The 26,057-nt window shown below is 60.7% G+C and carries 25 protein-coding genes; 18 read left to right on the forward strand and 7 right to left on the reverse strand.

Annotation, left to right across the window (positions count from 1 at the left end):
• Positions 1–8: 8 nt before the first annotated feature.
• The gene (locus ACWKV5_RS24355; protein ID WP_483843336.1) at positions 9–761 is read right to left on the reverse strand and encodes a DUF2059 domain-containing protein; all 753 of its coding nucleotides are present in this window, start codon (positions 759–761) and stop codon (positions 9–11) included.
• A 108-nt stretch (positions 762–869) separates the two neighbouring features.
• Here ACWKV5_RS24355 and ACWKV5_RS24360 point away from each other — a divergent pair, with 108 nt between their 5' ends.
• Positions 870–1,502, forward strand: coding sequence for a 2OG-Fe(II) oxygenase (locus ACWKV5_RS24360; RefSeq protein WP_483843337.1), 633 nt, complete (start codon positions 870–872; stop codon positions 1,500–1,502).
• Between the two features lie 2 nt (positions 1,503–1,504).
• Entirely contained in the window at positions 1,505–1,990 is a 486-nt protein-coding gene (locus ACWKV5_RS24365; protein ID WP_483843338.1) for a 2-thiouracil desulfurase family protein, read from the forward strand.
• Between the two features lie 68 nt (positions 1,991–2,058).
• Here the strand turns inward: ACWKV5_RS24365 and ACWKV5_RS24370 are convergent, their stop codons facing one another.
• Positions 2,059–2,643 carry a transporter substrate-binding domain-containing protein gene (locus ACWKV5_RS24370; protein WP_483843339.1) on the reverse strand — a complete coding sequence of 195 codons (585 nt, stop codon included), beginning with the start codon at positions 2,641–2,643 and terminating at the stop codon, positions 2,059–2,061.
• 135 nt (positions 2,644–2,778) lie between these two features.
• Here ACWKV5_RS24370 and ACWKV5_RS24375 point away from each other — a divergent pair, with 135 nt between their 5' ends.
• Positions 2,779–3,204 (forward strand): DUF4399 domain-containing protein, encoded by a 426-nt coding sequence (locus ACWKV5_RS24375; RefSeq protein ID WP_483843340.1) that lies wholly within the window; start codon positions 2,779–2,781, stop codon positions 3,202–3,204.
• A 75-nt stretch (positions 3,205–3,279) separates the two neighbouring features.
• Here the strand turns inward: ACWKV5_RS24375 and serA are convergent, their stop codons facing one another.
• On the reverse strand, positions 3,280–4,509 hold the full coding sequence (gene serA / locus ACWKV5_RS24380) for a phosphoglycerate dehydrogenase (RefSeq protein ID WP_157714314.1): 1,230 nt from the start codon (positions 4,507–4,509) through the stop codon (positions 3,280–3,282).
• Positions 4,510–4,713: 204 nt separating this feature from the next.
• On the opposite strand from serA, the gene ACWKV5_RS24385 reads away from it, so the two are divergent.
• The 4 genes from ACWKV5_RS24385 (at position 4,714) to ACWKV5_RS24400 (ending at position 8,952) form a co-directional block, all read left to right on the forward strand.
• The gene (locus tag ACWKV5_RS24385) at positions 4,714–6,108 is read left to right on the forward strand and encodes an FAD-binding oxidoreductase (RefSeq protein ID WP_483843341.1); all 1,395 of its coding nucleotides are present in this window, start codon (positions 4,714–4,716) and stop codon (positions 6,106–6,108) included.
• A 36-nt stretch (positions 6,109–6,144) separates the two neighbouring features.
• Positions 6,145–6,810, forward strand: coding sequence for a fumarylacetoacetate hydrolase family protein (locus ACWKV5_RS24390; protein ID WP_059182000.1), 666 nt, complete (start codon positions 6,145–6,147; stop codon positions 6,808–6,810).
• Between the two features lie 194 nt (positions 6,811–7,004).
• The gene (locus tag ACWKV5_RS24395) at positions 7,005–7,931 is read left to right on the forward strand and encodes an SdiA-regulated domain-containing protein (protein ID WP_483843342.1); all 927 of its coding nucleotides are present in this window, start codon (positions 7,005–7,007) and stop codon (positions 7,929–7,931) included.
• Positions 7,932–8,034: 103 nt separating this feature from the next.
• A complete protein-coding gene (locus tag ACWKV5_RS24400; RefSeq protein WP_483843343.1) occupies positions 8,035–8,952 on the forward strand; it encodes an SdiA-regulated domain-containing protein in 918 nt (305 codons plus the stop codon).
• Positions 8,953–9,070: 118 nt separating this feature from the next.
• Here ACWKV5_RS24400 and rpiA read toward each other — a convergent pair whose 3' ends face one another.
• Positions 9,071–9,745, reverse strand: a complete 675-nt coding sequence (rpiA, locus tag ACWKV5_RS24405; protein ID WP_027926507.1) for a ribose-5-phosphate isomerase RpiA — start codon at positions 9,743–9,745, stop codon at positions 9,071–9,073.
• A gap of 147 nt (positions 9,746–9,892) precedes the next feature.
• Between rpiA and ilvA the strand changes: the two genes are divergently transcribed.
• Positions 9,893–11,407, forward strand: a complete 1,515-nt coding sequence (gene ilvA / locus ACWKV5_RS24410) for a threonine ammonia-lyase, biosynthetic (protein WP_483843344.1) — start codon at positions 9,893–9,895, stop codon at positions 11,405–11,407.
• Between the two features lie 39 nt (positions 11,408–11,446).
• Positions 11,447–11,872 carry a DUF2269 domain-containing protein gene (locus tag ACWKV5_RS24415; RefSeq protein ID WP_483843345.1) on the forward strand — a complete coding sequence of 142 codons (426 nt, stop codon included), beginning with the start codon at positions 11,447–11,449 and terminating at the stop codon, positions 11,870–11,872.
• Positions 11,873–11,965: 93 nt separating this feature from the next.
• On the opposite strand, the gene ACWKV5_RS24420 is transcribed toward ACWKV5_RS24415, so the two are convergent.
• Entirely contained in the window at positions 11,966–12,622 is a 657-nt protein-coding gene (locus tag ACWKV5_RS24420) for a histidinol-phosphatase (protein WP_483843346.1), read from the reverse strand.
• Between the two features lie 143 nt (positions 12,623–12,765).
• On the opposite strand from ACWKV5_RS24420, the gene ACWKV5_RS24425 reads away from it, so the two are divergent.
• The gene (locus tag ACWKV5_RS24425; protein ID WP_007945562.1) at positions 12,766–13,245 is read left to right on the forward strand and encodes an RNA pyrophosphohydrolase; all 480 of its coding nucleotides are present in this window, start codon (positions 12,766–12,768) and stop codon (positions 13,243–13,245) included.
• Between the two features lie 22 nt (positions 13,246–13,267).
• A complete protein-coding gene (ptsP, locus tag ACWKV5_RS24430) occupies positions 13,268–15,547 on the forward strand; it encodes a phosphoenolpyruvate--protein phosphotransferase (protein WP_483843347.1) in 2,280 nt (759 codons plus the stop codon).
• A gap of 114 nt (positions 15,548–15,661) precedes the next feature.
• On the opposite strand, the gene ACWKV5_RS24435 is transcribed toward ptsP, so the two are convergent.
• Entirely contained in the window at positions 15,662–16,408 is a 747-nt protein-coding gene (locus tag ACWKV5_RS24435; protein WP_483843348.1) for an NRDE family protein, read from the reverse strand.
• 124 nt (positions 16,409–16,532) lie between these two features.
• Here ACWKV5_RS24435 and ACWKV5_RS24440 point away from each other — a divergent pair, with 124 nt between their 5' ends.
• From ACWKV5_RS24440 to ACWKV5_RS24450, 3 genes are all read left to right on the forward strand, one after another.
• A complete protein-coding gene (locus tag ACWKV5_RS24440) occupies positions 16,533–17,315 on the forward strand; it encodes a sulfite exporter TauE/SafE family protein (RefSeq protein WP_483843349.1) in 783 nt (260 codons plus the stop codon).
• 80 nt (positions 17,316–17,395) lie between these two features.
• A complete protein-coding gene (gene lgt, locus ACWKV5_RS24445) occupies positions 17,396–18,208 on the forward strand; it encodes a prolipoprotein diacylglyceryl transferase (protein WP_310262072.1) in 813 nt (270 codons plus the stop codon).
• Between the two features lie 50 nt (positions 18,209–18,258).
• On the forward strand, positions 18,259–19,230 hold the full coding sequence (locus tag ACWKV5_RS24450; protein WP_483843350.1) for a thymidylate synthase: 972 nt from the start codon (positions 18,259–18,261) through the stop codon (positions 19,228–19,230).
• Between the two features lie 126 nt (positions 19,231–19,356).
• Here ACWKV5_RS24450 and cadR read toward each other — a convergent pair whose 3' ends face one another.
• Entirely contained in the window at positions 19,357–19,806 is a 450-nt protein-coding gene (cadR, locus tag ACWKV5_RS24455) for a Cd(II)/Pb(II)-responsive transcriptional regulator (RefSeq protein WP_027926516.1), read from the reverse strand.
• An 85-nt stretch (positions 19,807–19,891) separates the two neighbouring features.
• On the opposite strand from cadR, the gene ACWKV5_RS24460 reads away from it, so the two are divergent.
• The 4 genes from ACWKV5_RS24460 (at position 19,892) to ACWKV5_RS24475 (ending at position 26,043) form a co-directional block, all read left to right on the forward strand.
• Complete coding sequence (locus tag ACWKV5_RS24460) at positions 19,892–22,153, forward strand: heavy metal translocating P-type ATPase (protein ID WP_483843351.1); 2,262 nt, start codon at positions 19,892–19,894, stop codon at positions 22,151–22,153.
• A 16-nt stretch (positions 22,154–22,169) separates the two neighbouring features.
• Positions 22,170–23,033 carry a LysR family transcriptional regulator gene (locus ACWKV5_RS24465; protein ID WP_483843352.1) on the forward strand — a complete coding sequence of 288 codons (864 nt, stop codon included), beginning with the start codon at positions 22,170–22,172 and terminating at the stop codon, positions 23,031–23,033.
• Positions 23,034–23,242: 209 nt separating this feature from the next.
• Positions 23,243–24,319 (forward strand): putative 2-aminoethylphosphonate ABC transporter ATP-binding protein, encoded by a 1,077-nt coding sequence (locus ACWKV5_RS24470; protein WP_194940457.1) that lies wholly within the window; start codon positions 23,243–23,245, stop codon positions 24,317–24,319.
• Positions 24,319–26,043 (forward strand): putative 2-aminoethylphosphonate ABC transporter permease subunit, encoded by a 1,725-nt coding sequence (locus tag ACWKV5_RS24475; RefSeq protein ID WP_483843353.1) that lies wholly within the window; start codon positions 24,319–24,321, stop codon positions 26,041–26,043. Before ACWKV5_RS24470 ends, ACWKV5_RS24475 begins: the two co-directional genes overlap by 1 nt.
• Positions 26,044–26,057: the final 14 nt, after the last annotated feature.

Below are 26,057 nucleotides of genomic sequence, written 5' to 3' on the forward strand. Positions count from 1 at the left end.
GCCGCAAATTATTGGCTGAGGTTCGAAGTGCTTTGCCCCACCGCCAACCCCGCCCGAATCGCCGCCAGCGCCGCCTGGTAATACGCCTGCCCCTCAGTGGACTCGGCAAACGTGGCGAACTCTTCCAGTTCGTTATCCGACAGGTCGCGATACACATATAGCAGCGTGTTGTTCAGGTCGCTGCCGATCTGGTTCATCAAACGCAGGCGCTGACCGTTCAATATCCCTTGCGACTGTCCACTACCGAGCAACCCGGGAATCATCGAACTCAGGCTGTCAGCCGCGACACCGGCAATCGCCAGGCTGACTTCAGCACCCGCCTCGCGAGCGGGCAGGGCCTGGGCCAGGTGGCCGATGATCAGTTGACGGCTGTCGCTGGCTTGCATCTTCGGCAGGCCCTTGGCGTTTTTCGCCAATTGGTCGCGACGGGTGGCCAGCAACTCGGCGGCCACGACTTTTTTGCCCAGGGGCGATTGGAAGAAGGTCAGTGCCGGTTTTGGATCGGCCAGGCTTTTGCGTAATTGAGCTTCGGCGCGTTGATCGACCGACTGCGGAGCGAATCGCTGATTGCTGTTGTTGACCAGTGCCTGAAACACCGCCGGCGGCAGGCTGCTTTCGTAGCGTTGTTGCGCGGCTGTGAGGGCGTCGTTGAAATGTGCGCGTTGGTCTGGCCAGCCGGCGACTTTATACAACTGGTCGTGGCCGTCTGCCCAAGCGGGCAAAACACAGAGCATCAACAGTGAAAAAAGCAACCGGCGCATAGGGACTCCTGTCAGCAGGCGACTATTCTCCGTGTGGCATCCGTACTTGTCGAGAATTCGTATCAACCCGCTGCGTGGCTCTGTCGGATTTTCAGGCACAGGAATACTATGCGCGGCATGCAAATACCCTCTGATCACCCGCTGCTGTTACGTATCGTTGACGACCTGGCTGCAAACGGCTGGTCGCAACAGAACATTTTCCTGCCTGAGGATCTGACCCGGGCGCTGGCGGCTGAGTGCCGTAAACGTGCAGCCGAGGGTGAACTGGCCCCCGCAGCGGTAGGCCGAGGGCCGTCGTCGGAGGTTCGCGAGGGGATTCGCGGCGACCATATCCAGTGGATCGACCCCGGCCAGGCCGAGGCTTGCGACAGCTATCTGGGATTGATGGACAGCCTGCGTGAAGCGATGAATCGCGGTTTGTTTCTGGGTCTGGAGGATTTCGAAAGCCATTTCGCGCTGTATCCGCCAGGCGCGTTGTACCTTCGGCACGTCGACCGTTTTCGCGATGACGACCGGCGCATGGTCTCGGCGGTGGTGTACCTCAATGACGGTTGGCTGCCCGAGCACGGCGGCCAGTTGCGCATGTATCTGGAGCAAGACCGGGCCTACGATGTGGAACCTGTCGGCGGATGCCTGGTGGTGTTTCTGTCGGGCGAAGTCCCCCACGAAGTCCTGCCCGCGACCCGGGATCGCCTGTCATTGACCGGCTGGTTCCGACGCCGGGGCAACGAGCCGTTCTGATCATGCAAAAGATTCTGGTAAGCCGCTGCCTGCTGGGTCACCGCGTACGTTACGACGGCGGGGCGAGCGGGCCATTCGATCAGCTCCAGCAGTGGCTGGATGAGGGCCGGGTCATTGCGTTGTGCCCCGAGGTGGCTGGCGGCTTGCCGACACCCAGGGCCGCAGCGGAAATTCCCGGCGGGCAGGGCGCGCAAGTGCTGGATGGTCACGCCAGCGTGATCACCACCGAGGGCGAGGATGTCAGTGCGCAGTTTCTGTCGGGGGCTTATCAGGCGCTGGAACTGGTGCAAAAGCACGGCATCCGCATTGCCGTGCTTAAAGCCAATAGCCCGTCCTGCGGGAATTTGCTGACCTATGACGGAAGCTTCAGCGGCGTGAAGGTGGCGGGCGAAGGCGTGACGGCGGCGTTGCTCAAGCGTAATGGTGTGCAGGTTTTCAGTGAGTTGGAGTTAGCCGAGGCGGCGCACTCATTGAGTTCACTCGACTAACGCCCCACACATAACCACTGCATTCGCGAGCAGGCTCGCTCCCACAGGGTTGTTCGTTCAACCTGAAATCAGGGTTTCGGCGCCACGCTCGCATCCGTCCCAAACCACTTCTTCTCCAACGCCGCCATCCGGCCATCATCCTTGATCCGCTGCAACGCATTCTCCAGGCTGGCATGAAACGCCGGGTTACCTTTCTGAAACGGAATCGCCAGACCCACCGGCGGATTGGCCTTGGGCTTCTCTTGCGCAAACGACTGCACCAGCAGCATCGAGCGCGGCTCTTCCTTCTGCGCGATCAATTGCGCATCGGTTTGAAGGTAAGGCTCGCTGAAATCGAAACGATCCTTCAGATCCGGGGTCATTGCTATGTGGTTGATGGCGACGTCGTACTTGCCGCTTTCCACGCCGGTCAACAGATCGCCCGAGTCGGTGACGACGAAATCGGGGCGGACATCGAGTTCGTTGGCCAGCAGTTGGCCCAGCTCGACTTCGAACCCGCTGAGTTTGCCTTCATCCTTGAAATTGAAGGGGGGTGTATTAGCCTCAAGAGCAATGCGCAGTTCGCCACGGTCGTTGATGTCGTCAATCAGTTCGGCATGAGCCAAAGGGCTCAAAAGGGGTAGCAGGCAGATCAGGCCAGGCAAAAGACGCATGGTCACTCCTTTGAATTCATTATCGCGATGCTCTGAGTCAGGCTCGCTTTGCTATGGTTGTCGAGTGCCTTCGACAACGATTGACCATGAAGTTGTCATGGTCACGCGGATTTTACGAAAAAACTGGAGAAGAGAATGAAAACGTTTATGTCTCGTGCGGCTATGGCTGGCCTGCTGATGGGTGTTTCGGTGCTGGCCAGTGCTGCCACGCCGGCGCCTAAAGGTGCCGAAGTGTCCATCGTCTCTCCTGAAGACGGTGGGACTGTCCCGCAAACTTTCAAGGTTAAATTCGCTGTCGAGAACGTCTCCCTGGCCCCGGCCGGTGACGAGACCAAGAACACCGGTCACCACCACCTGCTGATCGATGCCAAGGATGTAGTCCCTGCGGGTTCGGTTATTCCGGCGGACGCCAATCATGTGCATTTCGGCAAGGCGCAGACCGAAACCGAGCTCACCCTGACTCCCGGCAAACACACCTTGCAACTGGAGCTGGGTGACAAAAGCCACATGGCTTTCGATCCGCCAATCGTGTCGAAAAAAATCACCGTCAACGTCAAGTGACCTGCTCGGAATAAAAAACCGCGCCCATGAAAAAGGAGCCCCTGAGGGCTCCTTTTTTTGTCGCTCAAGTCGCTATCAGAACAACACGCGGCAACGAATGGTGCCGTTGATGTGCTGCAGTTTCTCTTGGGCGATTTCCGAGTAGTCGGCATCGACGTCGATCACGACGTAGCCGACTTTCTCGTTGGTCTGCAGGAACTGACCGGAGATGTTGATGCCGTTTTCGGCGAACACCTTGTTGATTTCGCTCATCACACCCGGAATGTTCTCGTGGATGTGCAGCAGACGGTGCTTGCCTGGGTGAGCCGGCAGGGCCACTTCCGGGAAGTTCACCGACGATACGGAGGTACCGTTGTCGCTGTACTTGACCAGTTTTTCTGCCACTTCCAGACCGATGTTGGCTTGCGCTTCAGCGGTGGAACCACCGATGTGCGGGGTCAGGATCACGTTGTCCAGGCCACGCAGCGGGCTTTCGAACTCTTCGTCGTTGGAGCGTGGCTCCACCGGGAACACGTCGATGGCCGCGCCGATCAGGTGCTTGTCCTTGATTGCGTCCGCCAGCGCTTGCAGTTCAACTACAGTGCCGCGAGCCGCGTTGATCAGGATGCCGCCCTTCTTGATGGCGCGGATTTCCTTCTCACCGATCATCCACTGGGTCGCAGCGGTTTCCGGGACGTGCAGGGTGACGATGTCGGACATGCCCAGCAGCTCGTGCAGGTTGCCGACCTGGGTGGCGTTGCCCAGTGGCAGTTTGGTCACGGTGTCGTAGAAGTACACCTGCATGCCCAGGCCTTCAGCCAGGACCGACAGTTGAGTACCGATCGAGCCGTAACCGACGATGCCGAGCTTCTTGCCACGGATCTCGAAGGAGTTCGCCGCGCTCTTGATCCAGCCGCCACGGTGGCAGGAAGCGTTCTTCTCAGGGATGCCGCGCAGCAGCAGGATCGCTTCGGCCAGCACCAGCTCGGCGACGGAGCGGGTGTTGGAGTACGGTGCGTTGAACACCGCAATCCCGCGTTCGCGCGCTGCGTTCAGGTCAACCTGGTTGGTGCCGATGCAGAAACAGCCGACCGCGACCAGCTTCTTCGCGTGATCGAAGATCTCTTCGGTCAGTTGAGTGCGGGAGCGAATGCCGATGAAGTGCGCATCAGCGATCTTTTCCTTCAGCTGGGCTTCCGGCAGAGAACCCGTGAGGTACTCGATGCTGGTGTAGCCCGCCGACTTGAGAACGTCGACAGCCGATTGGTGGACGCCTTCGAGAAGAAGGAACTTGATCTTGCTCTTATCGAGAGAAGTCTTGCTCATCTGCGTAAACCTGTATCCCGGAGAAAAATGGCAGGAAATAGCCAGCAGACGCTGACCCGGACGGCAGGAAAGCCGTCGCCGCAGATTGGCCGTTGGGCACTATGCTGCGGGGTCGGTATGCTAGCATACGCACCCCGCTAAACACTCATTCCTGCGACGTGAAGCGTTCTCAGGATGACCATGAATTGTTCGAGAGTTCTGTCGATGACCAATCCTGCCCTGATTGATGAGCTGAAGACCCTGGTTGAGCCTGGCAAGGTGCTGACCGATGCCGACTCCCTGAATGCTTACGGTAAGGATTGGACCAAGCATTTCGCCCCGGCCCCGACCGCCATCGTGTTTCCCAAGACCACCGAACAGGTGCAGGCCATTGTCCGTTGGGCCAATGAACACAAGGTGGCGCTGGTGCCATCCGGCGGTCGTACCGGGCTTTCCGCCGCGGCCGTGGCGGCCAATGGCGAAGTGGTCGTGTCGTTCGACTACATGAACCAGATTCTCGATGTGAACCTCACCGACCGCACTGCCGTTTGTCAGCCAGGCGTCGTTACCGAGCATTTGCAGAACGTCGCTGAAGAAAAAGGCCTGTACTACCCGGTGGACTTCGCTTCGGCAGGTTCGAGCCAGATTGGCGGCAATATCGGCACCAATGCCGGCGGGATCAAGGTCATTCGCTACGGAATGACCCGTAACTGGGTTGCCGGCATGAAAGTCGTGACCGGCAAGGGCGACCTGCTGGAACTGAACCGCGACCTGATCAAGAACGCCACCGGCTACGACCTGCGTCAGCTGTTTATCGGCGCTGAAGGCACCCTCGGCTTTGTGGTTGAAGCGACCATGCGTCTGGACCGTGCACCGAAAAACCTCACCGCGATGGTCCTTGGTACCAGCGATTTCGACTCGATCATGCCGGTATTGCACGCGTTCCAGAGCAAACTCGACCTGACTGCCTTCGAATTCTTCTCCGACAAGGCCCTGGCGAAAGTCATGGGTCGCGGGGATGTCCCGGCGCCTTTCGAAACCGATTGCCCGTTCTACGCATTGCTGGAATTCGAAGCGACCACCGAAGAAGTGGCCAACCACGCGCTGGAAACCTTCGAGCACTGCGTCGAGCAGGGCTGGGTGCTGGACGGCGTGATGAGCCAGAGCGAAACCCAGCTGCAGAACCTCTGGAAGCTGCGCGAATACATCTCCGAAACCATTTCCCACTGGACGCCGTACAAGAACGACATTTCGGTCACCGTGTCGAAAGTCCCGGCGTTCCTCAAGGAAATTGACGCGATCGTCGGCGAACACTACCCGGACTTCGAAATCGTCTGGTTCGGCCACATCGGCGACGGCAACCTGCACCTGAACATCCTCAAACCGGAAAACCTGAGCAAGGACGAGTTCTTCGCCAAGTGCGCCACCGTCAACAAGTGGGTGTTCGAAACCGTCGAGAAGTACAACGGTTCGATTTCCGCCGAGCACGGCGTGGGCATGACCAAGCGTGATTACTTGACCTACAGCCGTTCGCCAGTTGAGATCGAGTACATGAAAGCGGTGAAAGCGGTGTTCGACCCGAACGGCATCATGAACCCGGGCAAGATCTTCGCTGTTTGATTTTCGATTGTTAAAAGCACGAATCAGGAGTCGGTAATGAGCTATCAGCACCAGTATGTCGACGGTACGCGTATTCATTTCCCGCTGGGAAAAGTGGTGTGTATCGGCCGTAACTACGCCGAACACGCCAAGGAACTGGACAACCCGGTGCCTACCGAGCCGCTGCTGTTCATCAAGCCGGGCAGCTGCGTGGTGCCGCTGGAAGGCGGTTTTGCCATTCCAACCGAGCGCGGCTCGGTGCACTACGAAGCGGAAATTGCGGTGTTGATCGGCAAGCCGTTGTCGACCAAGCCGAGCCGCGAAGAAGTGCTGGACGCCATCTCCGGTTTCGCCCCGGCACTCGACCTGACACTGCGCGACAAGCAGGCCGAGCTGAAATCCAAGGGCCTGCCGTGGGAAATCGCCAAGTCGTTCGACGGCGCGGCGGTGATCGCGCCGTTCGTGTCCGGCAGCACCTTTGCTGACCTGACCGACATCGGCATTCGCCTGACCATCAACGGCGAAGTGCGCCAGGATGGCAACAGCAGCGCGATGCTCAACCCGATCGTGCCGATGATCCAGCACATGGCCGGCTGCTTTTCGCTGCAGGCCGGTGACGTGATCCTGACTGGTACGCCGGTGGGCGTTGGTCCGTTGAATGTCGGTGATGAGATTGTGCTGGAATTGCCTGGCGCCAGTAGCTTCACCAGCAGCGTGCGTTAGTCGCTACACCGCTGAACAAGTGTGGGAGCGAGCAAGCCCGCTCCCACATTGGTTTGTGTGGTTGTCAAAAAGGGCAATCCCGCCATTTCCCGTTTTTTTCACATTTCGTCTGGATAATTCCGGGGCTTGCGGCGTCTGAGCCGGCCCCAATTGTGCTATTACCCCTAGCCTGAATTTCTGGAACGCATCCCTCAATGGCCACCCCACCTCTGTCGACTCTCAAAACAACCCGCCGCTCGCGCTTCGCGCTGCCTTGGTATGCCTGGCTGTTGCTGGTGGCGGTCATCGCATACGGCGTTGCCTTTGCGATGCATTGGGACAATCGCGGCGTGCTCTGGGTAAAAGAACAACTCAAGAGCCCGGCCGAGCGTCAGGCCAGTATCTGGCTTCCTGACTATCGGGCAGTGATCGATGCCAAAGAGTTGCCGGGTATGGAAAAGGACGAAGCCTCGGACCTCGCCTACGATCCCCAGACCAAAACGCTGTTCTCGGTCATGGGCAAGAACCCGTTTCTGGTCGAGCTGAATCTACAGGGCGATGTGCTGCGCAAAATGCCGCTGGTGGGCTGGAGTAACCCGGAAGGCGTCACCGTGCTGGGCAACGGCCTGCTGGCGATTGTCGATGAGCGCGAACACCTGATCACCGTCGTCAAGGTCGATGCCAACACCCGTGAATTGAACATCGCCGACTTTACCAAGTATGACCTCGGGCCTTCGAAAGATCAGAACAAGGCCTTTGAAGGGGTGACCTGGGATTCGCAAAACCAGCAGTTGCTGCTGGGCGAAGAGCGCCCGCCGGCATTATTTTCCTGGAAAGGTGACGGCCGGGTCCTGACCGGTGACAAGCTGAAGCTGGCCAGCCATGCGTTGGACATGCGCAACCTGTCGGCCCTGGCCATCGACCCGCGCACGGGCCACATGCTGGTGCTGTCCGCCGATTCCCACTTGTTGATGGAGCTGGACAAAAAGGGTGAGCAAGTCAGCTTCATCGCCCTGTTGCGCGGCTTCAACGGCCTGAAGAACACCATTCCACGCGCCGAAGGCGTGACCATGGACGAAGCGGGTAACTTGTACATGGTCAGTGAGCCAAACCTGTTCTACCGCTTCGAAAAGCAGAAATAGTCGCCGCAAACCCGCGGTTGTGGTCGCAAGCCACTGGCCATTAAGCTTGAATTCATACGGGCGTGATATTTCATCCGCCCGTTTTGTTTTCGAGCTCGCCTGAATGCGCCGACTTGCCCGTCCCAAACCCCTCGTTTTGATCCTGTCAGCGATTGCGCTGATCGCGCTGGTTGCGGTCGGCCAATACATGCGCCTGTTCGAGCGTGCGTGGTTCAACCTGCATACGCTTTGGCAGCCGCAGAGCAGCATCTCCATCGGTCTGGATCAATACCGGGTGGACATCGAAGCACGGGTGATCGACGGGCTGAACGATAACGTCTCGGCGCTGACGTTCGATCCGGTGCGCAAAAGCCTGTTCACGGTCACCAATAAAGATTCCGAGCTGATCGAGTTGTCGCTTGAGGGCAAGATCCTGCGGCGTGTGGCGTTGATTGGTTTTGGCGACCCGGAGGCGGTGGAGTTCATCAGTGCCGACACTTACGTCATCACTGATGAGAGCGAGCAGCGACTGATCAAGATTCACCTGGAGCCGGACACAACCTTCATCGACGGGGCGGACGCCGAGCAGATGGTCCTTGGTGTGCACATGGGCAGCAACAAGGGGTTTGAAGGGCTGGCTTACGATTCGGTGGGCAAACGGTTGTTCGTCGCCAAGGAACGCGACCCGATGCTTATCTACGAAGTGCAGGGCTTCCCGCATTACAACCCGGAGAAATCCTACGCCGTGCACGTGGTGAACAACCCCAAGCGCGATGCCGGGATGTTTGTGCGAGACCTGTCTAGCCTGCAATACGACGAACGCAGCGGCCACTTGCTGGCGCTGTCCGACGAGTCGCGGCTGATTATTGAGCTGGACGTGGACGGTCGACCGTTGAGTACGATGTCACTGAACAAGGGACGGCAAGGCCTGCAAAAGACCGTGCCGCAAGCGGAAGGCATCGCCATGGACGACGACGGCACGATGTACCTCGTCAGCGAGCCGAACCTGTTCTATGTCTTCAAAAAACCGGCACAACCTTAAAAACACCCAAAAACCACTGTGGGAGCGAGCCTGCTCGCGAAAGCGGTGCATCATTCAACATCACTGTCGACGGATACACCGAATTCGCGAGCAGGCTCGCTCCCACACGTTTTGAGGATTACTCGGCGCGCAGGGTTTTCACGCCTTCGCTGGTGCCGAGCAACAGCAAATCCGCCGGACGTGCCGCGAACAAGCCATTGGTGACCACGCCAACAATCGCGTTGATCTGGCGTTCCAGTTCAACCGGGTTGGTGATCTGCATGTTGAACACATCGAGGATGATGTTGCCGTTGTCGGTCAGCACGCCTTCGCGGTAAACCGGGTCGCCGCCCAGTTTCACCAGCTCGCGGGCCACGTGGCTGCGGGCCATCGGGATCACTTCGACCGGCAGTGGGAACTCACCGAGCACCGGCACCAGTTTGCTGGCGTCGGCGATGCAGATGAAGGTCTTGGCCACGGCCGCGACAATCTTCTCGCGGGTCAGGGCTGCGCCGCCGCCCTTGATCAGGTTCAGGTGCGCGTCGCTTTCATCGGCGCCGTCGACGTAGAACTCCAGATCGCTGACGGTGTTCAGTTCGTACACCGGAATGCCGTGGCCCTTGAGGCGGGCGGCGGTGGCTTCGGAGCTGGCGACCGCGCCGTCGAACGCGCCTTTGTGCTTGGCCAGGGCGTCGATGAAGCAGTTGGCGGTGGAGCCGGTGCCGACCCCGACGATGCTCTTGTCGTCGAGTTTCGGGAGGATGAAGTCGACGGCGGCCTGAGCCACTGCCTGTTTGAGTTGATCCTGGGTCATGCGGGCTCCGAAAGCGGGCAAGGGGAAACGGAAAGGCCGGCATTATAGCCCCATGCGGGGCTAAAACCTCTTGATTCGTGTGGTCGCCCGCCCGAAAGCCGGGTTAGACTCCTTGGCCCTGCCCAACCCGCTCAGTGATGCTTTCCGATGCTCGAACAGTACGTCAAAAAGATCCTCACCTCGCGCGTTTATGACGTTGCCGTAGAAACCCCATTGCAGACTGCCCGCCAGCTCTCCGAGCGGCTGGGCAACAATATCTGGCTCAAGCGCGAAGACTTGCAGCCCGTGTTCTCGTTCAAGATTCGTGGCGCTTACAACAAGCTGACCCAGTTGAGCGATGAAGAACGTGCTCGCGGCGTGGTCACGGCCTCGGCGGGCAACCACGCGCAAGGCCTGGCCCTGGCGGCGAAAGTGTTGGGCGTCAAAGCCACCATCGTCATGCCCAAGACCACCCCGGAAATCAAAGTCGAAGGCGTGCGTTCGCGCGGCGGCAAAGTGGTGCTGCACGGGGATTCGTTCCCGGAAGCCCTGGCCTACTCGCTGAAACTGGTCGACGAAAAAGGCTACGTCTACATCCACCCTTACGATGATCCCCACACCATTGCCGGGCAGGGCACCGTGGCGATGGAGATTCTGCGCCAGCACCCTGGCCGTCTCGACGCGATTTTCGTGCCGGTCGGTGGCGGCGGCCTGATCGCCGGCATCGCGGCGTACGTGAAATACCTGCGCCCGGAAATCAAGATCATCGGTGTCGAGCCTGACGACTCCAATTGCCTGCAAGTCGCGATGGCGGCTGGCGAGCGCGTGGTATTGCCGACCGTGGGCATCTTCGCCGACGGTGTGGCGGTGGCGCAGATCGGCCAGCACACGTTCGATATCTGCAAAGACTATGTCGATGACGTGATCACGGTCAGCACCGACGAGATCTGCGCGGCGATCAAGGATATCTACGACGATACCCGCTCGATCACTGAGCCTGCGGGCGCACTGGGCGTGGCCGGGATCAAGAAATACGTCGAGCAGAACGGTGTCACCGGCCACACCTTTGTGGCCATCGACTCCGGCGCCAACGTCAACTTCGACCGTTTGCGCCACGTCGCCGAACGCGCCGAACTGGGCGAGGGCCGTGAAGCGATCATCGCCGTGACCATCCCCGAGAAACCGGGCAGCTTCAAGGCGTTCTGCGAAGCCATCGGCAAGCGCCAGATCACCGAATTCAACTACCGCTACAACACCGGCAGCGAAGCACACATCTTCGTGGGCGTGCAGACGCACCCGGAAACCGATCCGCGCAGTGCGCTGCTGGCGAGCCTGACCGAACAGGGCTTCCCGGTGCTGGACCTGACCGACAACGAACTGGCCAAGCTGCACATCCGCCACATGGTCGGCGGTCGTGCGGCCCACGTGGTCGATGAAGTGATCCTGCGCTTCGAATTCCCGGAACGTCCGGGGGCGCTGTTCAACTTCCTCAACAAATTGGGCGGGCGCTGGAACATCTCGATGTTCCACTACCGCAACCATGGCGCGGCGGACGGTCGAGTGGTCGCGGGCCTGCAAGTGCCGCACGACGAACGTCATCTGGTCCCGGCGGCGCTGGAAGAAATCGGTTACCCGTACTGGGACGAAAGCGACAATCCGGCCTATAAGCTGTTTCTGGGCTGAGCGGCTACGCTGATGGGCAGGTCATAAGGAAATCGGACAATGGAAACGTTAACTGCCCTGAAAGTGGCGCACATGGTTGCAACGGTGGTGTTGCTGATCAGTGCGCTGGGTCTGGGGATCTGGGTTTTTCTCGCGCGACGCAAAGGTGATGCGACGGCGGGAAGCCGTACCCTGCAACGGCCGCGGGTGTTCATCTGGCTGCTGATGGGGCTGGCGCTGCTGAGCATGCCGTTCACCGGCTGGGGGATGGTGCATCTGGTGGGCTGGCCGTTGGGGCAGACGTGGTTGTTGGTGTCGAGCGTGCTTTACACCGTGGCGGCGTTGGCGTGGTTTTGGCTGTTGGTGCGGCTTAACAGATTGCGCAAGGTGCCGGGTGGGGTGGGGAGATTTACCTTTTCCTTGGCGTTGTTCAGTTTTGTCTGCTTTATCGCTATTGCGGGGTTGATGGGTGCCAAGCCTGTTTAAGGCTTGAGACCGGGGTGACCCCTTCGCGAGCAGGCTCGCTCCCACAGGGGGCCGCGTTCTTCTGTAGGAGTGAGCCTGCTCGCGATAGCGGTTTCAATCGCGCAACGATATCACCGGCCAGCCACGCTTCTCGGCTTCAGCACGCAAATTCGGATCCGGATCCACCGCCACCGGATTCGCCACCTGCTCCAGCAACGGCAAATCATTCATCGAGTCGCTATAGAAATAGCTGTCTTCCAACGAATGCCCGGTCTCTTCCAGCCAACGATTCAATCGCGTCACCTTGCCTTCGCGAAAGCACGGTACGTCGGTGCTGCGGCCCGTGTAGCGCCCATCGACCATCTCGCACTCGGTGGCGATCAGGGTTTCAACCCCCAGGCGCTGGGCAATCGGCCCGGTCACGAAGCGGTTGGTCGCGGTGATGATCACCAGTTTGTCGCCGGCATCGCGATGCTTTTTCAGCAGATCGAGGGCCTGCGGCAACACGATCGGTTCGATGCAATCGCGCATGTAATCGAGGTGCCATTGATCCAGCGTGGCCATCTCGGTGCGCCCGAGCACTTCCAGGCAGAAGTTCAGGTAAGCGGCGTTATCCAGCTTGCCGGCCAGGTAATCCTGATAGAACTCGTCGTTGCGTGCCTTGTAGGCGACGGCGTCGAGAAAGCCGCGCTCGCACAGGTAATCGCCCCAGGCGTGGTCACTGTCGCCGCCCAGCAGGGTGTTGTCCAAGTCGAATAAAGCCAGACGCATTGCAGTTACTCGCTGAAAAGTCTGTAGAAAGGCGCCCAGAATACGGACTTTTCACAAGAGTGCACATAAGGTCGGTCGGCGCGTTGCTGCTTTCACAACCTTTGTGGAACAATGCGGCGACATGCGTTTGCGAGGTTGTTGCCGTGATCGACCCCGATGGTTTCCGCCCCAATGTCGGGATCATTCTCACGAATGATGCCGGACAGGTGCTATGGGCTCGCCGTATCAATCAAGATGCCTGGCAGTTTCCTCAGGGCGGTATCAACCCCCAGGAGACGCCGGAAGACGCCTTGTACCGCGAGTTGAACGAAGAAGTGGGTCTAGAGCGCGAAGATGTTGAAATTCTCGCCTGCACCCGGGGCTGGTTGCGCTATCGTTTGCCGCAACGTCTGGTTCGTACCCACAGCCAACCGCTGTGCATCGGCCAGAAACAGAAATGGTTTCTCCTGCGCCTGATCTCCAACGAGCAGCGGGTGCGGATGGATTTGACCGGTAAACCGGAATTCGATGGCTGGCGCTGGGTCAGCTATTGGTATCCGTTGGGCCAGGTGGTGACATTCAAGCGCGAGGTGTATCGACGCGCTCTCAAAGAGCTTGCCCCGCGCCTTTTAACGCGCGACTGACGACGGAGTTCGACCCCGAGCCATGCTCAATACGCTGCGCAAGATCGTCCAGGAAGTTAACTCCGCCAAGGATCTCAAGGCGGCGTTGGGCATTATTGTATTGCGCGTCAAAGAGGCCATGGGCAGCCAGGTCTGCTCGGTCTACCTGCTTGACCCCGAGACCAACCGCTTCGTGCTGATGGCCACCGAGGGCTTGAACAAGCGCTCGATCGGCAAAGTCAGCATGGCGCCCAACGAAGGTCTGGTCGGCCTGGTCGGCACGCGTGAAGAACCGCTGAACCTCGAAAACGCCGCGGATCACCCGCGCTACCGCTACTTCGCCGAGACCGGTGAAGAGCGCTACGCCTCCTTCCTCGGGGCGCCGATCATTCACCACCGCCGCGTCGTCGGCGTGTTGGTCATCCAGCAAAAAGAACGCCGCCAGTTCGATGAAGGTGAAGAAGCCTTCCTCGTGACCATGAGCGCGCAGCTTGCCGGCGTAATCGCTCACGCCGAGGCCACCGGTTCGATCCGTGGTTTGGGCCGTCAGGGCAAGGGCATCCAGGAAGCCAAGTTCGTCGGCGTGCCGGGTTCGCCGGGGGCGGCGGTCGGTACGGCGGTGGTCATGCTGCCACCGGCCGATCTGGACGTGGTGCCGGACAAAAACATCGTCGATATCGACGCCGAACTGGCGTTGTTCAAAACTGCCATCGAGGGCGTGCGCGCCGACATGCGCGCGCTGTCGGCCAAATTGGCCTCGCAGCTGCGTCCAGAAGAGCGGGCCTTGTTCGACGTCTATTTGATGATGCTCGACGATGCTGCGCTGGGCAACGAAGTCACCACCGTGATCAAGACTGGCCAGTGGGCCCAGGGTGCGTTGCGCCAAGTGGTCACTGAGCACGTCAACCGTTTCGAATTGATGGACGACGCCTACCTTCGTGAGCGCGCCTCGGACGTCAAGGACCTTGGTCGGCGGTTGCTGGCGTATCTGCAGGAAGAGCGTCAGCAGAATCTGGTTTACCCGGAAAAAACCATTCTGGTCAGCGAAGAACTGACGCCGGCGATGCTCGGCGAGGTGCCGGAAGGCACGCTGGTCGGTCTGGTCTCGGTCCTCGGCTCGGGTAACTCCCACGTCGCGATCCTCGCCCGGGCGATGGGCATCCCGACGGTAATGGGGCTGGTCGACCTGCCGTACGCCAAGGTCGACGGCATCGAATTGATCGTCGATGGCACCCGCGGCGAGGTCTATACCAACCCGAGCGAAGTGTTGCGCAAGCAATTCGCCGAGGTGGTGGAAGAAGAGAAACAACTGGCGCTCGGTCTCGACACCCTGCGCGACTTGCCGTGCGTGACCCTCGATGGCCACCGCATGCCGCTGTGGGTCAACACCGGCCTGCTGGCGGACGTGGCGCGGGCGCAGAAGCGTGGCGCGGAAGGCGTGGGTCTGTACCGCACCGAAGTGCCGTTCATGATCAACCAGAGGTTTCCGAGCGAAAAGGAGCAGCTGGCGATCTACCGCGAGCAGCTCGCCGCGTTCCATCCGCAACCGGTCACCATGCGCAGCCTGGACATCGGCGGCGACAAGGCGTTGTCGTACTTCCCGATCAAGGAAGACAACCCGTTCCTCGGCTGGCGCGGGATTCGCGTCACCCTCGATCACCCGGAAATCTTCCTGGTGCAGACCCGCGCCATGCTCAAGGCCAGCGAAGGCTTGAACAACCTGCGGATCCTGCTGCCGATGATCTCCGGCACCCACGAACTCGAAGAAGCCCTGCACCTGATTCACCGGGCCTGGGGCGAAGTCCGCGACGAAGGCACCGATGTGCCGATGCCGCCGATTGGCGTGATGATCGAGATTCCGGCGGCGGTGTATCAGACCAAGGAACTGGCGCGGCAAGTGGACTTCCTGTCGGTCGGCTCCAACGACCTGACCCAGTACCTGCTGGCCGTGGACCGCAACAACCCACGGGTGGCCGACCTTTACGACTACCTGCACCCGGCGGTGCTTCAGGCGTTGCAGAATGTGGTGCGTGATGCCCATGCCGAAGGCAAGCCTGTGAGCATCTGCGGTGAGATGGCCGGCGACCCGGCTGCGGCGGTGCTGTTGATGGCGATGGGCTTCGACAGCCTGTCGATGAACGCCACCAACTTGCCGAAAGTAAAGTGGATGCTGCGTCAGATCAACCTGAGCAAGGCCAAGGAGTTGCTCGCGGAATTGATGACCATCGACAACCCTCAAGTTATCCACAGCTCGCTGCAACTGGCGCTGAAGAACCTTGGGTTGGCGAAGATGATCAATCCGGCTGCGGTCAAGCCCCTCTAAACCTGTTGCGGACCCTTCGCGAGCAGGCTCGCTCCCACATTGGATTTGTGATCGACACATATCCCCTGTGGGAGCGAGCCTGCTCGCGAAGAGGCCAGCCCCCACAACACAAAACTAAAGCCTGATCTCAACTTCCCCCAAATGCCCCCCATACGGCCCGAAACTCCTTTCGACCATATGCCGCGTCCCATCCGCCTGAACAATCAACGCCGTACTCGCCCGCGTCCCATAACTCTGGCTGGCGATAAACACACTCGACAACAGCGTCTCGGTCGCCAACCCGACCCCGGTATCCGGCAGTTCGGTAAACGGCGCCGTCTGCGCATCGCCCAATAACGCCAGCAACGCCTGCGGTTGCGGGTCCGCCAATACTTCTTCCAGCGCCGTCCGGGCCTTGAGCAATTTCGGCCATGGCGTATCAAGCCCGGCGTTCGACAATCCGTAAACACCCGGGGGCAGCATCACCGCCTCGGACTCCCGTGCATTGAAGTGCCACAGCTCGTTGGTATTGCCGATCAGCAGATTAAACCCGGCATATTCGATGGAGCGTCGGACAACATCGCTCAAATAGTCATCAATCGAGCGGTCACCCAACAGAAACCCCGCCACCAGTTCACCGCGGGACTTACGCGATGGCGGCTGATGCGGATCACGAATATTGGTCAGCGCGGCAAAGCGCCCATTGTTGCCGATACCCAGCCAGGTGCCGCCGGCTTCCAGGTCTCGGCCGGCATAAACGTTGGGCGCTTCGGGCCATTGCGCCAGGGGCAGGCTCGGGCGGGCATAGAATTCGTCGCGGTTGGCCGCCACGATCAGCGGCTGGGCGTGGTCGGGCCGCCAGGCGAAGACAATCAGGCACATAAGGTGGTCCTTGTGTGTTTTTTGCTCACTTTACGCAGTCCTCGCCCGTCGTTCCATCGCCTCGCGCAGTGGAGCGTTGACCCCTCCATCCGTTACCATGCCCCACTTCTTCGGGGATGCATCCATGGAATTTCTGCTTTACCTGGCGCTCGGCGCCTGTGCAGGCGTGCTGGCCGGGCTGTTCGGGGTCGGCGGCGGGATCATCATCGTCCCCGTGTTGGTCTTCAGTTTCACCTTGCAAGGCTTTGACGCATCGATCCTGACCCACTTGGCAGTCGGCACGTCCCTGGCGACGATTATCTTTACCTCGGTCAACGCCGTACGCGAACACCATCGCCGTGGCGCAGTGCGTTGGCCGATTTTCGTCTGGATGACCGTCGGCATTCTGATGGGCGCCGGTTTCGGCGCACTGACCGCCGAAGCGATCTCCGGCCCGAACCTGCAGAAGATCATCGGCGTGTTCGCCCTGGTCATTGCCGCGCAACTGGCGCTGGACGTCAAACCCAAGGCCAGCCGAACGGTGCCCGGCAAAGTCGGTCTGACCCTGGCCGGCAGCGTGATTGGCTGGGCCTCGGCGATTTTCGGGATTGGTGGCGGCTCTTTGACCGTGCCATTCCTGACCTGGCGCAGTGTGCCGATGCAGCAAGCCGTGGCCACGTCGTCGGCCTGTGGTCTGCCGATTGCCTTGGCCAGTGCATTAAGTTTCATGATTCTGGGCTGGCACGATCCGTTGCTGCCGGCCCATAGTCTCGGTTTTATTTATTTGCCGGCGCTGCTGGGGATTGCCCTGACCAGCATGGTTTTCGCCCGTATCGGCGCGCGACTGGCCCACAGGCTGTCGCCGAAGTTGCTGAAAAGACTGTTTGCCGCTTTGCTGTTCTGCGTTGGCCTGAGCTTTCTGCTCTGACACGCGTCGCAATCCTGGCTTAATCCTGAGGTGGCAGCGTCGCCCGGGAATTTTGGTTTCAACTCTAACGAGGAGTCGCAATGCTGCCTTACCCGCAGATCGACCCGGTGGCCCTGGCCATCGGTCCGCTGAAAATCCACTGGTACGGCTTGATGTACCTGATCGGCATTGGCGGCGCCTGGCTGCTGGCGTCTCGCCGGTTGAACCGGTTCGACCCGACCTGGACCAAGGAGAAACTTTCCGACATGGTCTTCTGGATGTCGATGGGCGTCATTGTCGGCGGCCGATTGGGTTATGTGCTGTTTTACGATCTGCACGCCTACCTGGCCAACCCGGCGCTGATTTTCGAAGTGTGGAAGGGCGGCATGTCGTTCCACGGCGGATTCATCGGCGTGATGCTCGCGGCTCTGTGGTTTGGCAAGAAGAACAACAAGTCGTTCTTCCAGCTGATGGACTTCGTCGCGCCAATGGTGCCGATTGGCCTGGGCGCCGGGCGTATCGGTAACTTCATCAACGCCGAGTTGTGGGGCAAGCCGACCGACGTGCCATGGGCAATGATTTTCCCGCCGTTCAGCGATCCGTCGCAGTTGCCGCGCCACCCGTCGCAGCTGTATCAGTTCGCGCTTGAAGGCGTCGCGCTGTTCCTGATTCTGTGGCTGTTCTCGCGCAAGCCGCGGCCGACCATGGCGGTATCGGGGATGTTCGCGCTGTTCTACGGCATCTTCCGTTTCATCGTCGAATTCGTCCGCGTACCGGACGCGCAACTGGGCTATCTGGCCTGGAACTGGCTGACCATGGGCCAGGTGCTCTGCGTGCCGATGATCGTCGGCGGTCTGTTCCTGATCTGGCTGGCGTATCACCGCGCCCCGGCGACTCCAGCGGCAGCCGTATAAATTCGAACCCCGGGGGCGACGGCCTCCGGGTTCAAGGACACAGGTAACTCATGAAGCAATATCTCGAACTGGTCGCCCACGTCATCAAGAACGGCACCAAGCAAGCCAACCGCACGGGCGTGAACACCATCAGTTTTCCGGGCGCGATGCTGCGTTACGACCTGAAGGAAGGGTTCCCGGCGATCACCACGCGCAAGATGGCCTTCAAATCGGCCATCGGCGAGATGTGCGGTTTCCTGCGTGGCGTGAACAACGCCGCCGAATTCCGTGCGCTGGGCTGCAAGGTCTGGGACCAGAACGCCAACGAAAACGCGCAGTGGCTGGCCAACCCGTTCCGCCAGGGCGAAGACGATCTCGGCGAGATCTACGGCGTGCAATGGCGCAAATGGCCGGCGTACAAGCAGATCCCGGTCAGCAACCAGGCCGCGATCGAGCAGACCTTGAGCCAGGGCTACCGCCAGATCGCTGAAGGCGAAGAAGACGGCCAGGCCTACGTGGTGCTGTACAAGGCGATCGACCAGATCCGCCAGTGCGTCGACACCATCATCAAGGACCCGGGCAGCCGCCGCATCCTGTTCCACGGCTGGAACGTTGCCCAGCTCGATGAAATGGCCCTGCCGCCGTGCCATTTGCTGTACCAGTTCCACCCGAATGTCGAGACCAGGGAAATCTCCCTGACCCTCTACATCCGCTCCAACGACCTGGGCCTGGGCACGCCGTTCAACCTCACCGAGGGCGCCGCGCTGCTGAGCCTGATCGGTCGCCTGACCGGGTATACGCCGCGCTGGTTCACCTATTTCATCGGTGATGCGCACGTCTACGAAAACCACCTGGACATGCTGAATGAACAGCTCAAGCGCGAGCCGTTCCCGATGCCGAAACTGGTGATCAGTGATCGTGTGCCGGAGTTTGCCAAGACAGGCGTGTATCAGCCGGAATGGCTGGAGTTGATCGAGCCGGGCGATTTCTCGCTGGAAGGCTACCAACACCACGCGCCAATGACCGCGCCGATGGCGGTCTAAAAAACCACCGCAAACCTAATGTGGGAGCGAGCCTGCTCGCGAAAGCGGTGGGTCAGTCGACATCAACGTTGATTGACTGACCGCATTCGCGAGCAGGCTAGCTCCCACAGTGGTTATGGGGTGTGCTCAGTGGCCGTGACTACGGCCCACATGGGAATGCTCCACCTCCGTCGCCACAACCCCGCCACTCACTTCCAGCCGCTGCAAAATCCCGCACTGATCAATCTCCGGCCCTTCACCACAGCGTTGGCGCAGGTCGAGCAGTTGTGTCTGCAACGCCAATAACCCATCGATCCGCGCCTTGACGTGGTGGATGTGTTCATCGATCAGCGCATTCACGCTTTCACACTGGTCCTGTGGGCTGTCGCGCAAGGCCAGCAGGCTGCGGATCTCTTCGAGCGTCATGTCGAGGGTGCGGCAGTTGCGGATGAAGGTCAGGCGTTCGGCGTGGGCCTGGGTGTAGACGCGGTAGTTGCCGTCGCTGCGGGCCGGTTCAGGCAGGAGGTTTTCGCGCTCGTAGTAGCGGATGGTTTCCACGGCGCAGTCGGTGAGTTTGGCCAGTTCTCCGATCTTCATGACGGCAATCTCCAAATGGGTGCTTGACCCTATAGTGGCTACAGGGTCTTTACTTGGCAACAGGCACCTTCATGGACGCGACCCGATGAGCGATTCCCGACACACCCACACACACGAGGCTGCGCACGATCACAGCCACAAGCTGCAGCCTGTGACGAAGCACGAGCATGGCGGCCACGGCGATTCCTGCTGTTCCGCCAAAGCGGCGGCACCCTCACTGATCAAGTTGAGCGAAACGCCAACGGCCGGTGCGCGGCTGAGCAGTTTCCGCATCGACGCGATGGACTGCCCGACCGAGCAGACGCTGATCCAGAACAAACTCGGCAAGCTCGCGGGTGTGCAGCAGCTGGAATTCAACCTGATCAACCGGGTGTTGGGCGTGACCCATGACCTGCCGGGTACCGCGCCGATCATCGAGGCGATCAAGTCGCTGGGCATGGTTGCCGAACCGCTGGAGCAGGGCGTCGAAGCGCCCGCGCCGGCTGCGGAGAAAAAACCGTGGTGGCCATTGGCGCTGTCCGGTGTCGGCGCGCTCGCCGCCGAAGTGATCCACTTCACCAATGCCGCGCCCAACTGGGTGGTGGCGATCATCGCGCTGGTCTCGATCCTCAGCGGCGGGCTGACCACCTACAAAAAGGGCTGGATCGCCCTGAAGAACCTCAACCTGAACATCAACGCGCTGATGAGCATTGCGGTGACCGGCGCGATCCTGATCGGGCAGTGGCCGGAAGCGGCGATGGTGATGTTCCTGTTCACCGTGGCCGAGTTGATCGAAGCCAAATCCCTGGACCGTGCGCGCAACGCCATCAGCGGCTTGATGCAAATGACCCCGGAACTGGCCACGGTGCAGTTGGCCGACGGCAGTTGGGTCGAGCAGGACGTCAAAACCATCGAGTTGGGTGCGCGGGTGCGGGTACGTCCCGGTGAGCGGGTCGGCCTCGACGGTGAAGTGCTCTCGGGCAGTTCGACCATCGATCAGGCGCCGATCACGGGCGAAAGCCTGCCGGTAGAGAAAACCGTCGGCGACAAAGTGTTCGCCGGCACCATCAATCAGGCGGGGTCTCTGGAATATGCGGTGACCGCAGCGGCCAACAACTCGACTTTGGCGCGCATCATCCACGCGGTCGAACAGGCTCAGGGTGCACGGGCGCCGACCCAGCGTTTCGTCGACCAGTTTTCCAAAATCTACACGCCGGCGGTGTTCATTCTTGCTCTGGCGGTCGCGGTGATTCCGCCGCTGTTCATGGGCGCAGTCTGGTTCGACTGGATCTATCGCGCGCTGGTGTTGCTGGTGGTCGCGTGCCCGTGTGCACTGGTGATTTCTACCCCGGTGACCATCGTCAGCGGCCTCGCGGCGGCGGCGCGCAAAGGGATTCTGGTCAAGGGCGGCGTCTATCTGGAGGGCGGTTACAAGCTCGATTACCTGGCGCTGGACAAGACCGGCACGATCACCCACGGCAAACCGGTGCAGACCGATTACCTGTCGCTCGACTCGACTGCCGACGAAACTGCCCCGGCGATTGCCGCAGCGCTGGCCGGTCGTTCGGATCACCCGGTGTCGCTGGCCATCGCCAACGCGGCTGTGGATAAACAATTCGCGCCGCTGATTGTGGATAACTTCGAAGCGCTGGCCGGTCGCGGTGTTCGCGGCGATATCAACGGTCAGACCTACCACTTGGGCAACCATCGTCTGGTGGAAGAACTGAACCGGTGTTCTCCAGCGCTGGAAGAGAAGCTGTTCGCGCTGGAGAAACAGGGCAAGTCTGTGGTGCTGCTGCTCGACACGTCCGGCCCGTTGGCGTTGTTCGCCGTGGCGGACACGGTGAAGGAGTCCAGCCGCGAAGCGATCCAGCAATTGCACGACCTGGGCATCAAGACCCTGATGCTCACCGGCGACAACGTCCACACGGCTCAGGCGATTGCCGCGCAAGTCGGCATCGACGAGGCCAAGGGCGACCTGTTGCCGACCGACAAGCTGCAAGCCATCGAAGCCCTTTATGCACAGGGCCATAACGTCGGCATGGTCGGCGACGGCATCAACGACGCGCCGGCACTGGCCAGGGCCGAGATCGGTTTTGCCATGGCCGCGGCCGGCACCGACACCGCCATCGAAACCGCCGATGTCGCCCTGATGGACGACGACCTGCGCAAGATTCCAGCGTTCATTCGGCTTTCACGACAGACCTCCAGCATCCTGAAACAGAACATCGCCCTCGCTTTGGTGATCAAGGCGATCTTTCTTGGGGTAACCTTCGCCGGGATCGCTACCATGTGGATGGCGGTGTTCGCCGACATGGGCGTGAGCCTGTTGGTGGTGTTCAATGGTTTGCGCCTGTTGCGCAAATAAGCGATGAGGAGCGGGTGTGCTGAGTGCCGAGCTGAAGGCGTTTTACATGGTGGCCCGGTTGGGCAGCATTACCCTGGCGGCGAAAAAGCTCGGCCTGAGCCAGCCCACGGTGACGACGCAGATCCGCAACCTGGAAAGCCAGTACTCGGTTGAACTGTTCTACCGGGGCGGCCGCCGCCTCAGCGTCAGCGAAGAAGGCGCGCGGCTGCTGCCGATGGTCAAGGCATTGCTGCAGCAGGAAGCCGACATCGAGTTTTTCCTGCGCAACAGCGGCCAGGTCCAGGGCACGTTGCGCATCGCGGCTACGGCGCCGTATTACATCCTCGATCTGGTGAAGACCTTTCGCGAGCGTTTGCCGCAAGTGGAGGTGTCGGTGGAAATCGGCAACTCCCAGCAAGTACTCGAAGCGCTGGAGGATTACCGGGTGGATGTCGCGGCGTCGTCGCAATTGCTCGACGATGCGCGGCTGATTCGGCGCGTGCTCGGCAGCGATCCGCTGGTGTTGGCGGTGCATCGCAATCATCCGCTGGCGGTTCATGACCATGTGCCGCTGAGCGCTTTGGCCGGGCATACATTGTTGATGCGCGAATCGGGTTCGACCACCCGGCGTCTGACTGAAGAGTTGCTGGCCAGCGCCGGGGTGAGTTTCGGGCCGTTGCTGGAGATTGGCAGCCGTGAATCGATCCGGGAGGCGGTGCTGCGTAACATCGGCATCAGCATCATTGCCCGACAGGAAGTGCCGCATGATCCGCAACTGCGGGTGCTGACCATCGAAAATGCGCCGCAGATCCCCGAGTACCTGTATTGCCTCAAGGAACGCAAAGGCGCGCGACTGCCGGCGGCGTTTTTCGGGTTGGCGCAGGAAATGGCCCCGGCCTGAAATCTCAGGTGTCTATGCCGGCCTCTTCGCGAGCAGGCTCGCTCCCACAGTTGGCCGCATTCCCCTGTGGGAGCGAGCCTGCTCGCGAAGAGGCCAGACCGGGCAACCCAAATCCCTGAATACCACTATCAGCCATTTTTGCCTCACTGCCATATGACGGACGCATTACATCCCTAGGATGGCCTTCATCTGCTTGATGAGGCCTGTCCATGAACCACTCGATCGCAACTGCCCTGACCAACCCCGGCGCCCCGATGAAGGTGCGCGGCGTGCAGAAACGCTTTGGCGCCTTCACCGCGCTGGATAACGTTTCCCTCGACGTGGCGGCCGGTGAACTGGTGTGTCTGTTGGGCCCATCGGGGTGTGGCAAAACCACTCTGTTGCGCTGCATCGCCGGCCTGGAAAAACAGGACAGCGGCGAGTTGTATCTCGGTGATCGCGACGTTTCCCACCTGGCACCCCAGGCGCGGGACTACGGCATTCTGTTCCAGTCCTACGCGCTGTTCCCCAATCTCACCGTCGAAGCGAACATTGCCTACGGCCTCGCCGGCAGTGGTCGCGATGAAGTGCGCAAGCGTGTCGGTCAGATGCTGGAACTGGTTGGCCTGATCGGCAGTGAGAAAAAGTACCCCGGCCAATTGTCCGGCGGCCAACAGCAGCGCGTTGCCCTGGCTCGGGCTCTGGCGCCGGCGCCTTCATTATTGTTGCTGGACGAACCGATGTCGGCGCTCGACGCCCGGGTTCGCGAGCATCTGTGCACCGAACTGCGCCAATTGCAGCGCAACCTCGGCATCACCACCCTGATGGTCACGCACAATCAGGACGAGGCCATGCTGATGGCCGACCGCATCGCCGTGATGAACAACGGCAAGGTCGAGCAGTACGCCACGCCGCAGGAAATCTACGACCGTCCGGCCACGCCGTTTGTGGCGGAGTTCGTCGGCCAGGGCAACTGGCTGCCGTTCCGCCGCAGCAGCGACAGCCACGCCCAGGTCGGCGGGCTGAACATGCGCCTGGCCGATGGCAGCGCGAAAACCGCATCGGGCCGTTTGTTCTGCCGCCCGGAGGCAATCAACGTCAACCCGCTGGTGCATGAAGAAAACCTGTTCCCGGCCAAGGTTCGCGAGATTACGTTCCTCGGCAACCGCTGCCGCATGAGTTTCGAACTCGATCAGCTGCCAGGTCACCCATTGCTGGCCGAACTGGCGCCGGAAGCCATGCCGCGCCTTGGCGCCCAGCAGATCATGGTCGCCTTGCCGCCGCGCAGCCTGCAGGTGTTTGCCTGATGAGCGCGAACATCGCGCTGCCGATACCGCACAAGCAGGTTCGGCAGACCTCCCGTGCCGAAATCGGCGACCGGGTGTTCGTGGTCGGCGGCAAACTCCTGTTGCTGGTATTGCTCGGCGTCGCCGTGTTGATGCCGTTGCTGGCGATCTTCTGGCGCGGCTTCAGCTCCGAAGCCGGGCAGGGCGGTGGCCTGGTGGCTGCACGGGAGTTGGTCACCAGCGAGAATTTCCACTGGCTGTTGGGTAACAGTCTCAAGGTTTCCCTCAGCGTCGCGGCGATTGTCGTACCGCTGGCCTATCTGTTTGCCTACGCCCTGCAACGCACATTGATTCCCGGCAAAGGCATCTGGCGCGCAATTTCGCTGCTGCCATTGATGGCGCCGTCGATGCTGCCGGGGATAGCGCTGGTGTATCTGTTCGGCAATCAGGGCATGTTGCGCGGCCTGCTCTCGGACAATATCTACGGCTTCTGGGGCATTGTGCTCGGCGAGGTGATCTACACCTTTCCACACGCCTTGATGATTCTGCTGTCGGCGCTGTCCCTGGCGGATGCGCGACTGTTCGATGCCGCCTCCAGCATGGGCGCGAGCCCGGCGAAAGCCTTCCGCAGCATTACTTGGCCGGCGACGCGTCAGGCCGTGTTCGCCGCGTTCTGCCTGGTCTTCACGTTGACCATCACCGACTTCGGCGTGCCCGTGGTGGTCGGTGGCGACTACCAGGTTCTGGCGCTGGAAGCTTACAAAGCCGTAGTCGGCCAGCAACAATTCGGCCGCGGCGCGTTGATCGGCATGGTTCTGCTGTTGCCGGCACTGTTCAGCTTCGGCGTCGATGCGTGGTTGCGTCGACGTCACGGCGACTCCATGAGCGGGCGTGCGCAAGTCTTCAAACCTGCACCCTCGACACTGCGCGACGGCTGCTACCTGGGCATCGTGTTGCTGATCAGCGCGGCGTTGCTGCTGGTGTTCGGCATGGCGATCTTCTCTTCGCTGGTCAAATTCTGGCCGTACAACCTGTCGCTCTCGCTCAACCACTACCAGTTCAACGACACGGCGGGCGGCGGCTGGCTGGCCTATGGCAACAGCGTGAAGATGGCGTTGTGCACGGCGTTGATCGGCAGCGTGCTGATTTTTACCGGCGCTTACCTGATGGAAAAAACCAAGGGCCAGCGCGGATTGAACCTGACCTTGCGCATGCTCAGTTTCGTACCGATGGCCGTGCCGGGGCTGGTGCTGGGCCTGGGTTACGTCTTCTTCTTCAACCTCACCGGCAACCCGTTGCATGTGCTCTACGGGACCATGACCCTGCTGGTGGTCTGCACCATTGCTCACTATTTGACCACTGCGCAAATGACCGCCACCACCGCGCTGCGTCAGCTCGACGCCGAGTTCGAAGCCGCCGCGCTGTCGCTCAAGGCACCGTTGTATCGGCATTACCTGCGCGTCACCGTGCCGATCTGCCTGCCGGCGCTGCTGGACATCGTGCGCTACCTGTTCGTCTCGGCCATGACCACCGTCTCGGCGGCGATCTTCCTCTATAGCCCCGACACCATCCTCGCGGCGGTGGCGGTGCTGAACATGGACGACGCCGGCAATGTTGGCGGCGCGGCGGCGATGTCGACCCTGATTCTGTTCACCTCGGCGGGCGTGTCCCTGCTGCTGGCCTGGGCCTCGCGCGGTTTGCTGCGTCGCTCCCAAGCCTGGCGGCAGACCGCGCCTGGCCACTGATTCACACCCTCAAC

It is taken from the genome of Pseudomonas oplopanacis (assembly GCF_057128725.1).